Genomic DNA, 7,495 nt, shown 5'->3' with positions numbered 1-7,495 from the left:
CACAGACTGTCGATCAGGTCGCTTACCGTTACGACGTGCTAGGCAATCTCACCGAGCGCGACGACTCGCGGCTTGGCACAGACCGCTATCGCTACGATCCGTTAGGGCGCATCGTGGCGCATACGGACCCTGCGCAGACGTTGCGGCACTTCGTATATGACAGGCAAGGCGATCGTTTCAGCAGGCAGTATGCGAACAAGGATGGACGGCAGATAGAGCACGACGGCGGCGCGCGATGGTGGCTCGATGCGGCGGGACAACTCATCGAGCGGCATTATCACCGGTCGGGCGTGCAGCGTTTCAAGTGGGATGCGTTCGGTCGGCTCGTGCAGTTCGAGAACACGCGTAACGAGCAGTGGGCGTATCGCTATGACGCGCTGGGGAGGCGTATCTGCAAGGAGGCGCTGGGAAGACTTTACACCGCGCAGCCTGACGAGGTGCAGACCCGCTGCTTTCTGTGGGACGGCGATGCGATGGCGGGCGAGAGCCGTCATGTACGCTCCAAGAACGAGGGCCGCTTCTATGCTTACCACCTGAAGAGCTTCGAGCCGCTGGCGATGCAGGCCGTCTCGATAGATGAGGCCGCAGGTGCGCCGCGTGCTGAAATGTTCTACTATCAGAACGACTCGAACGGCGCACCGGTGAGACTACGCACCGACGACGGGCAGATCGCTTGGGAGGCACACTATGGTGTAACGGGCGCGGTTGATCATATCCAGACGCATACAATCGACCAGCCGATCCGCCTCCAAGGCCAATACTCGGACGATGAGTCGGGACTGAGGTACAACCGGTATAGGTACTTTGACTCCCAGACCGGCAACTTCATCTAGCAAGATCCGATTGGCCTGCACGGCCGCGTTAATCCACATCAGTTTGCGCCAAATACATTCGGGTGGATCGACCCTACAGGCTTAACTAATGAGATTGTTCCGTATTGGCCGCCCAATGACGGCGCATCAGGGCCCGTTAGCACTATCACCTTGAAGCCGGGGACGCTTATCGATCGTTATGGCTATCCTGGCGGTAGTTAGACATCACCGATAGGGACGCCATACCCGATACGAGCCTTGCCGCCAGGAACCGATGTCACGAAACCCTATTACACCTACGAGGTAGTCAAGCCTATAGAGGAAGTTAAAGCGAGCAAGATTGCAGCATGGTTTGGTGAACCCGGCGGGGGAATTCAATATCTTCTGCCACGATCAGTACAGGAGCTCATCGATTCTGGTCACTTGCGTGAGGTAAAGAGTAATTGTGAATAAACACGAACTAGTTAGAGTGTTGGAATCAACTGACTTTCCTAAGGACAGTTATTCAATTGATGAAGTATCAGACGAATCGCTTTGTTTGATTCATGAAGGAAAGACTTGGAGGATTTTTTATAGCGAGCGCGGTCAGCGCACCGAAGAGCGGTCGTATCCCGACGAAGCGGAAGCTTGTAGTGAATTCTTTGAAAGACTGAAGCACATGTTAGGACGATAACTCAAGGGAACGCGAAAAGCGTCCCTATTGCTGATGATCCACTCCGCAGAAAATCCAATGGGCCTTAAAGACAAGCGTAGGTTTTCAGGAGAGAGCTTTTATTGGAGCAGGCAGAATAACGGCGTCGGGCCGCTGACGCGGCGGCCTTTGGCTCTATCTTGTTCAGTGGGAATCGCAGGCCGATCCGCGACGACCTTGACGCGCTGCCTCAGCGCGAATTCGGCGGGCTTGGGAGTCGAGCGGGACAGACTTAATCGCGATTCCCATCGGTCCAACGCTCAACTTTGCTTGACGTGACGAATGAAGTGCTCATTCGCCAACACGCGTTCATCAACGTCCTAACCGCCACCACCCGCCGCAATCCGCCCAGCCGCAGCCGGATCGCCATGCGGCACGAAGATATACCCCTGCCCCCAAACCGTCTGCACATAACGCGGCTCCGACGGATCGATCTCGAGCAGCCGCCGCAACCGCCAGATCGCGACATCGAGACTGCGATCGCGATGCGTGCCGTTTCCGCGCATCTTTTCATTCAACTCAGCGCGCGTGAGCACGACCATCGCGTTTTTAACGAGCGTCTTGAGCAGCGCGAATTCGCCCGAGCGCAGCGCAATACGCTCGCCATCGCGGCGCAGTTCGCGCGTGCCGAAGTCCATTTCGAACGGGCCGAAGCGATAGGCCGGCCGCATCTCAGGCGCGCTCGCCACGACCGGCGACGCGGGCTCGCGACGCCTCAGGATCGAGCGGATGCGTGCGAGCAGTTCGCGCGGATCGAAGGGCTTGCCGAGATAATCGTCCGCGCCGAGTTCGAGCCCGATGACGCGATCGAGCACGTCCGAGCGCGCCGTCAGAAGCATCACGGGGATATCGTCGCGCGCGTTGCGCAACTCGCGCAGCGCGCTGATGCCGTCCTTGCCGGGCATCATGACGTCGAGCACGATCATCGAGGGACGCTCGGCCTGCACGCGGCGCTTCAGGTCCGTTCCATCGCTCAGGACGGAGACATCGAAGCCGTGCTGCCGCAGATAGTCGCGAACGTGATCGCGCACAACGGGGTCGTCGTCGACCATCAGTACATGGGGTGTCATGGGCGGATTCTAAGCGCAAGCCCGATGCCGTCGCGATGGCCGCGAACTTTCCATTTCTTTCCGTTACGGCGCGTTTCAACGACGATGCGCCGGCGGCTCTCCCACGTACGCGGGTCCGCGCGAGATAGCACGCGCGTGCTTCACACGTTTCTGGCGTCCGCAATGCGTTCCGTAAACATCCGTAATGTCGCGCCAGGCGTACGAAGCGCGATAAGGAATTAAGGCCGAATAAAATTTTGAGATGTCTACATCGGTTCTTATCGTCGACGACGACCCCGCGGTGCGCGATCTGCTGCGCCGCTTCTTCAACGCGCAAGGCATCGACGTTTCCGTCCTCCACGACGGCGGCGGCCTGCGGCGGCGGCTTACACTCGAACGTCCGTCCATAGTCGTGCTCGACATCATGATGCCGGACATCGACGGCCTGCGCGCGCTGCGTGATCTGCGCGCGGCGGGCGAGGACATTCCGGTGATCTTCGTGACCGGTTGCGACAGCGTGCCGCAAAAGATCGCGGGGCTGCAGTCGGGTGCGGACGACTACCTCGCCAAGCCTTTCGATCCGCGCGAACTGCTCGCGCGCATCGAGGCGGTGCTGCGGCGGCGCGCGAGCGCGCCGAGCCGTCCGGAGCCCGCGCCGCGCGAACGCTTCGGGCGCTTCGAAGTGGACTTCGTGACGCGCTCGCTATCGAGCGGCGGCGAACGCATCGCGCTGCGCGATAGCGAATTCGCGCTACTCAAGGTGTTCATCAAGCATCCGTACAAGGTGCTGTCGCGCGTGCTGATTCACGATCTAGTGCATCGCGACGATCTGCCTTTTCGCGATCGCGGCCTCGATGTGCCGATCTGGCGTTTGCGCCGCCTCATCGAAGACGATCCATCGCATCCGCGTCATGTGCAGACCGTGCGCGGGCAGGGGTACGTATTCGTCCCCGACACGGACGCTCCGGCATCCGGCTGGACCGAGGCGTAACCACGATGCGTCCGGGTTTCTGGGAGTCCGCGCGCAGGCCGCGCGGTTTCATCGACACGCTGTTCGGCCGCATGGCGATCGTGTCGATCTGCGTGCTGCTCGCGCTTCAGGGCGGATGGTTCGCGATTCTGCACGTGCAAGGGCCGCACAAGGAAGCCGATGGTTACGCGCGCGCGTTGCTCATCGTGCTGGAAGCGGCGCATAACGATGTCGCGCTCGGCGGACGGCTCATGCGCGAGACGCGCGTGCATCTCGTGCCGGTGTGGAACATGCCCGAGCCGCTCACGCTGCGCGACGCCGCGAAGACGCGCCATGCGCACCTCGCGCGCCAGCTCGCCGAGCGGTTGCCGCCGGGCTCGCAGATCGCCGTCGATATCGATGGCCATAACAAGTCGCGGCTCTGGGTGCGTTATCCGTCGAGCAACGTGTGGATCGTCACGCCGATCGATCTGCCGCCGCCCGCGCCGTTCATCACGGAGGGCGTCGTGCTGCTCGCCGGTGCGCTCGTGCTCTCGCTCATCGCGACGTGGCAACTGCAACGCCCGCTCGCACGCGTCGCGCAGGCGGCGCGCCGCTTCGGTGGCGGCGAACGGCCGGTGCCCGTAGAGGAAAACGGGCCGCGCGAATTGCGCGAACTGATCGGCGCGTTCAATCAGATGATGAAGAAACTCACCGACGCCGACGACGATCGCGCCGTGATGCTCGCCGGCATCGCGCACGATCTGAAGGCGCCGCTCACGCGCCTGTCGTTGCGCGCGACCGTGCTCGCGAAAGACGAACGCGAGCGCGCGCATTTTCTGCGCGATATCGATTCGATGACGCGCATCGTGCAGCAGTTCCTCGAATTCGCGGGCCGGTCGTCGTCGGAGAGCGCGAAGACCGGTGTCGATGCGTTCATCGCGGAGCAGTTCGCATCGCCCGAAGATGGCGACGAACCCTTGTTCGCGCTGTCGCTCGAAGCGGGCGAGACATTCAGGTTGCCGCGGACCTTCATAGATCGCCTGATGACCAATCTCGTCGACAACGCGCTCGAGCATGGCGAGCCGCCTGTCGAAATCCGCACCGCGCGGCAGGGCGGAGACTGGCTGATCGAAGTGCGCGACCACGGACCCGGCATTCCCGATGAGCGTCTCGATGACGTGCTGCGGCCCTTCGTGCGGCTCGACCCAGCGCGCAGCGGCAACGGGCATTGCGGGCTCGGGCTCACCATCGTCGAACGTCTTGCGCGCGAGCAGCGCGGCCGCTGCGAGATCGGCAATGCCGAAGGCGGCGGGCTGATCGTGCGCATCGTCATTCCCTTCGAAGAAACATGATGCTCGTTTCGTCCATGTGCACGACGCCGTTGTCGCGCCGTGCTTTCATTCGCCGCGGCGCGCGTGCGGCGCTGCTTTCGACCACGTTCGGCGCAGGCGCGCTGCTATCGGCGTGCGGCGGCGCGAGCGACGGCCAGAACGTGACCGACACGCCGAAGCTGTCCACGATCGAAAACTTCCGCGATATTGCCGGGATGGGCGAGGGCTATCCGACCGTCGATGGCGCACGCTTGCGGCGCGGCATGTTCTATCGCTCGGGCGCGCTCACGCCCGACGATGCGGACGCGGCTGCGCTCGCGCGCCTGTCGCTGCGCGCGGTGCATGATCTTCGCGTCCTAGGAGAAGCTTCGATCGCGCCGGATCACCTGCCATCGGGCGCCGTGCGCGAGACGCACGAGATCGCGCCGATCGACGTTGCCGCGGCGAGTCCGGCCGACGCCGCTGCCGCGAGCGCGTGGATCGTGGAGCGTGAGCGTCAGCTCGTCACGGACCCGGTCGCGCGTTTGCAGTTCGGCTTGCTCCTGACGCGGCTCGCGCGCGTGTCGGGGCCGCAGGTGATCCACGGCACGGCGGGCAAGGACCGCACCGGCTGGGCGGCGGCGCTTCTGCTCTCCATCGCGGGCGTGCCGCTCGACGTGATCATCCAGGACTATCTGCTGACGAACACGGCGGCACAGACGCAGATCGACGCACGCATGACGGCGCATGCGGCGCGACTCGGCACCGATACGCAGACGGTCGCGCCGCTGTATCAGGCGCAAAGCGCGACGCTCGAAGCGGCGTTCGAAGAAATGCATCGCGAATTCGGCACGCTCGGCCGCTATCTCGCGCAGGGCTTGTCGATGAATAGTGCGGATGTGGCGATGTTGCGGGCGAAGCTGATTGCGTAGACGGGACGCTCAGGCTTGCGCATGCTCCCGATACGCCGCAAATTTCGACGTTTTCCCGATGCCCGGATTGAAGCAATTGCACGGATCGAGTTGCTTGTAGAACGCGGCGAGCTGCGGCTTCGCCTCGTACAGATGCCCTACGTTGTGCTCGGCGGGATACTCGGCGCCACGCTCATCGAGCAATGCGAGCATCTCGTGCTCGAGCGCCATGCAGTCGTTGCCCTTGGCGACGATGTAATCCTGATGGAACACATGACACAGAAAGTGCCCGTAATACAGCTTCAGAATGATCGGGCGCTCGATCTTCTCCGGCAAGCGCTCGTACCAGTCGCGGTCGTTGCGCCGTAGCGCGATATCGAGCGCGACGATATCCTCGACCTCGCGGTGATGCACCGCGCGATAACGCACCGCCGCGCTTGCCGCCGCGAACCGATGCAGAAAGGCTTTGCGGCCCTCTTCGTCGGTGCATTCGAAATACGCGCCGCCGCCGTTCGCGAAACGCTGGGCCAGGAACGCGCGTGCTTCCTCGATGCCCGCTGCCGGCACCTTCAGCATCAGATGATGCTCGTACTGTGCGCGATACGCGTTGAGCCGCGCCGGCAGATGGTCGGGCAGACGCTCGCTCACCCACTGCAGCATGCGATCGCTCATATGCTTCGGCAGGACACCGAGGCGCTCGAACCACGCATCGCATCGCGTCTTCAGATTGAAGAAGAGGGGCAATCGATCCGTGCCGAACCTGTCGATGATGACGAAGAGATCCTTGCCGTATCTCTTCGCGATGTCGAACGCATCGCGATGCAGATACTCGCCCGCAATCGGCAAATGCGTGAAGTTCGCGAGCGCATGCCGTCGAATGTCGGTCAGCACGTTCGTATCGTTCGTGCCGATGTAGAACACCTTCGCGCCTGGCTCCGCGGCGAACGTGTCGAGACGCACCGCGAACGTCATCACCTTGCCTGCCGAACCGGATGCTTCGAACAGGCGGCGCGGGTCCGCATTGAAGCGCGCGGGCGTGGGTGCGTCGATATCGCGGACGTGCGTCGCGTAATCGTGATCCGAAGCGGCCGCGCCATCACGAACATCGGCATCGGTGAATGTCCCGTTTTCGATGCGCGACAGAATCTCATCGGGCGTGCTGCCGAGTTCGATGCCCAGATGATTCACGAGGCGCAGCACGCCCGATGCATCGACGGCGGCGAACAGCGCCATCTCCGTATAAGCCGGCCCGCGATGCACGAGCGAGCCGCCCGAATTGTTGCTGATACCGCCGAGCACCGATGCGCCGATGCACGACGAGCCGATCACCGAATGCGGCTCGCGTCCGAGGGGCTTGAGCGCCCGTTCGAGTTGATCGAGCGTCGTGCCGCCGATGCACACCACCTGCTTTCCGCCCTCGATCAGATGCACGCGTTTGATGCGCGTCGTGCTGACAATGACGACGTCGCGATCGTAGTCGTCGCCATCGGGTGTCGAACCGCCCGTCAGACCCGTGTTCGACGCCTGCGTGATGACGATTGCGCGCGCGGCGACGCATGCGGCGAGCACGCGCCATTGCTCGACGAGCGTGCCGGGCCGCACCACCGCCAGAACGCGGCCGCTGCCGAAGCGGTAGCCGGTGCGATAGCGGCGCGTTTCATCGTCGCCTGTGAGCACGTTGTGCGTGCCGGCGACATCGCCGAGCGATGCGAGCAAGCTCGCACGCGACGCGCCGAACGAAAGGGCGGAGAGGGCGGTATCGGACATGAT

At 62.9% G+C, this 7,495-nt stretch carries 7 protein-coding genes; 5 read left to right on the top strand and 2 right to left on the bottom strand.

What is annotated here, in order from left to right:
* Both NCR38_RS22480 and NCR38_RS34515 read left to right on the top strand, forming a co-directional pair.
* A partial coding sequence (locus NCR38_RS22480; protein ID WP_284503711.1) for an RHS repeat domain-containing protein occupies positions 1–833 on the top strand: 833 nt, incomplete at its 5' end.
* A 210-nt stretch (positions 834–1,043) separates the two neighbouring features.
* Positions 1,044–1,265 (top strand): TNT domain-containing protein, encoded by a 222-nt coding sequence (locus NCR38_RS34515; RefSeq protein WP_086961174.1) that lies wholly within the window; start codon positions 1,044–1,046, stop codon positions 1,263–1,265.
* Positions 1,266–1,823: 558 nt separating this feature from the next.
* Here NCR38_RS34515 and NCR38_RS22475 read toward each other — a convergent pair.
* A complete protein-coding gene (locus NCR38_RS22475) occupies positions 1,824–2,573 on the bottom strand; it encodes a response regulator (protein ID WP_061118923.1) in 750 nt (249 codons plus the stop codon).
* A gap of 241 nt (positions 2,574–2,814) precedes the next feature.
* On the opposite strand from NCR38_RS22475, the gene NCR38_RS22470 reads away from it, so the two are divergent.
* From NCR38_RS22470 to NCR38_RS22460, 3 genes are read left to right on the top strand one after another with little or no spacing between them, the layout of a single operon-like run.
* Positions 2,815–3,543, top strand: coding sequence for a response regulator (locus NCR38_RS22470; RefSeq protein ID WP_061118924.1), 729 nt, complete (start codon positions 2,815–2,817; stop codon positions 3,541–3,543).
* Between the two features lie 5 nt (positions 3,544–3,548).
* Complete coding sequence (locus NCR38_RS22465) at positions 3,549–4,856, top strand: ATP-binding protein (protein WP_061118925.1); 1,308 nt, start codon at positions 3,549–3,551, stop codon at positions 4,854–4,856.
* The gene (locus NCR38_RS22460; RefSeq protein ID WP_061118926.1) at positions 4,853–5,746 is read left to right on the top strand and encodes a tyrosine-protein phosphatase; all 894 of its coding nucleotides are present in this window, start codon (positions 4,853–4,855) and stop codon (positions 5,744–5,746) included. Before NCR38_RS22465 ends, NCR38_RS22460 begins: the two co-directional genes overlap by 4 nt.
* Positions 5,747–5,755: 9 nt before the next feature.
* On the opposite strand, the gene dld is transcribed toward NCR38_RS22460, so the two are convergent.
* Positions 5,756–7,492, bottom strand: coding sequence for a D-lactate dehydrogenase (dld, locus tag NCR38_RS22455; RefSeq protein ID WP_061118927.1), 1,737 nt, complete (start codon positions 7,490–7,492; stop codon positions 5,756–5,758).
* Between the last annotated feature and the right edge of the window lie 3 nt (positions 7,493–7,495).

The sequence above is a fragment of the Caballeronia sp. INML1 genome (genome assembly GCF_023631085.1).
GTDB lineage: Bacteria > Pseudomonadota > Gammaproteobacteria > Burkholderiales > Burkholderiaceae > Caballeronia > Caballeronia turbans.
The sequence above is the reverse complement of the archived record's forward strand: the minus strand, read 5'-3'. Positions and strand labels throughout refer to the sequence as shown.

Bases quoted from the DNA above. Each gene is read 5' to 3' on its own strand.
- NCR38_RS22475 (WP_061118923.1), bottom strand. From the start codon at position 2,573: ATGACACCCCATGTACTGATGGTCGACGACGACCCCGTTGTGCGCGAT.
- NCR38_RS22470 (WP_061118924.1), top strand. From the start codon at position 2,815: ATGTCTACATCGGTTCTTATCGTCGACGACGACCCCGCGGTGCGCGAT.
- NCR38_RS22465 (WP_061118925.1), top strand. From the start codon at position 3,549: ATGCGTCCGGGTTTCTGGGAGTCCGCGCGCAGGCCGCGCGGTTTCATC.
- NCR38_RS22460 (WP_061118926.1), top strand. From the start codon at position 4,853: ATGATGCTCGTTTCGTCCATGTGCACGACGCCGTTGTCGCGCCGTGCT.
- dld (WP_061118927.1), bottom strand. From the start codon at position 7,492: ATGTCCGATACCGCCCTCTCCGCCCTTTCGTTCGGCGCGTCGCGTGCG.